The organism is Streptomyces sp. NPDC054796, assembly GCF_053611545.1.
Genome location: NZ_JBSHAO010000151.1, coordinates 1 through 2,096 on the forward strand (window position 1 = coordinate 1; position 2,096 = coordinate 2,096).

Annotated in this window: 2 protein-coding genes; both read left to right on the top strand. The window is 65.7% G+C overall.

All coding sequences use genetic code 11. The features are described 5' to 3' along the window. Positions 1-881 (top strand): quinone oxidoreductase family protein (locus ACWGJ2_RS40280; protein WP_453351390.1); only part of this gene is annotated, 881 nt, incomplete at its 5' end. Between the two features lie 146 nt (positions 882-1,027). After that, complete coding sequence (locus ACWGJ2_RS40285; protein ID WP_453351391.1) at positions 1,028-1,867, top strand: IclR family transcriptional regulator domain-containing protein; 840 nt, start codon at positions 1,028-1,030, stop codon at positions 1,865-1,867. Positions 1,868-2,096 lie beyond the last annotated feature (229 nt).

Here is a 2,096-nt window from a genome sequence, read left to right on the forward strand (position 1 = left end):
ATCTTGAACCGCGAGGTGCACACCATCTCTTGCAGGTGGGGCGCGCAGGGGTGAACTACGCAGATGTGCATGTACGGGAAAACAGCTATCTCGCCCCTGTGACGCTGCCCTACACCCCTGGCAACGAAGTCGTCGGCAGAACCGCTGACGGCCAGCGCTTCGTCGGCCTCACTCAGGGCGGCGGCTACGCCGAGCAAGCCCATGTCCACCGCCGCACCTCGTGGAAAGTGCCCGATGACGTGACCGACGAGCAGGCGGTCGCACTGTGCCTCCAGGGCAATTCGGCCTACCACCTGCTCCACACCGTTGCCGCCGTACAGGAGGGCCAGACCGTGGTGATTCCAGCCGCCGCTGGCGGCCTGGGGTCTATAGCCGTCCAACTGGCCAAAGGTATCGGTGCGAAGGTGATCGCAGTGGCGAGCACCGAGGGGAAGCGGCAACTCGCACAAGAACTTGGTGCCGACGCAGTCGTCGACTCCACCAGCGAGACCCTTGCTGAGGACATCAAGGAAGCAGCTGGCGGCCCGGTCCAGGTCGCGCTGGAGATGACCGGCGGGCCGACCTTTCATTCGGTCATCGCCGCTCTCGCTCCCCATGGGCGGCTAGCCGTGTACGGATACGCATCGGGGCGGGCGGCCGACGTGTCGACCAAGGTGCTGATGGAACAGTCGATCACCGTCTCCGGGTTCTGGCTGCCGACCCTGTTCCGTGACCCGAAGGCCCTTCCGGCCAGTATGAACGCCCTCTTCGACGCCGTGCGTGCCGGATTACTGCGCCCGATCCTCGGGCACGTCTATCCGATGAGCGAGACACCCGCCGCCCACGCCGCTCTGGCCGCGCGCACGCACACCGGAAAGCTGCTTTTGGATACCGCCGGGTAGTTGAAAAACCAAGTTACACGCAAACAGACCTCTCGCTTTCTGGAACAAGGGTACGGCGCGAGATCGTTCAAATGGGTGTCCATGTCAGGGAGGTGGTGTACCGCTCTCCTCGGAGCGGTGCACCCGTAGGGAAGGTGGCGGGCTGCATGACCGGAAACGAAATTTCGAACACCTCGGAGGCTGGGGCTCGTCTCGTTGACCGATTCATCCGAGTCCAAAAAGCGTTTGCTCATCTGGGCGGGGATGTACACGGCACCGGCGAGTTAGCCAGGGCGGCCGGCCTGGACGACTCCACCACCTCACGCATCCTGCAATCCGGCGTCTACGGCGGACTGTTCGAACGCGTAAGCCGCGGCAAGTACCGGCTGGGGGCGACCGCCGCGCATCTCGGAATGCACGCACTCGCCCACGCGCCCGCCAAGGACGACAGCACGCACACGATCCTGGAAGAACTGCGCGAGGCCACCGAGGGAGGTCTGGTCTTCCAGTACATGCTGGCGCCCTTCGGCGGCGCCCAGCGTCAGTGCATCGACATGGCCGTGGGCGATTCGGACCTGGTGGAACTCGGCATGACGGCCCTCGACATCCTTTCCGTCACTCGCTCGCTCCGCACCGGAGCCAGCGGCCGAACCATCCTTGCCTACCTCCCCGCAACCCTCCAGGAGCTGGTGCTGGCCGAACCGATTCCGGCCGAAGCGGGCCCCGGCGCCTACCGCGACGAGAGGGAACTCCTCGCCTCGCTCGAAGAGGTCCGTGACCGCGGTTACGCCCTCGGCTACGAAGAGTGCATGCCTCTCTGGAACTCCTGCGCGGCGCCCATCGTCTGGGGGGAAGCGATCATGGGAGTCGTGCTCCTGCTCAAACCCGCCACCGTCATGCCCGAGGCTCCGGAATCGGTGATCTTGGCGACCAAGACGGCTGCCTCCCAGCTCAGCGCCAGGCTGAGCCACCTGTCGGAACCCCTGGCCATGATGCTCGGAACGTGAGCAGAGCCCAGCTCCGAGAGGCAGAGCCGAGCAACTGAAGGATCATGGAAGGGTGCGACCGCCGACCCTGGGACGCGGCAGACGAGTCGAGCTGTACGCCGGATTCTGTCACCCGGTCGCCTCGCGGCAGCCGGGGAGACGGCCATCCATCTGGGGCTGACGTTGCCGCCAGCCTCGTGCGGTCTACCCGCGGACTCGGGCGAGCAGCCCTCGAACATCCGCGCAGGGC

Excerpts from the sequence above, each read along its gene's own strand:
- ACWGJ2_RS40285 (WP_453351391.1), top strand. The coding sequence starts at position 1,028 with ATGACCGGAAACGAAATTTCGAACACCTCGGAGGCTGGGGCTCGTCTC.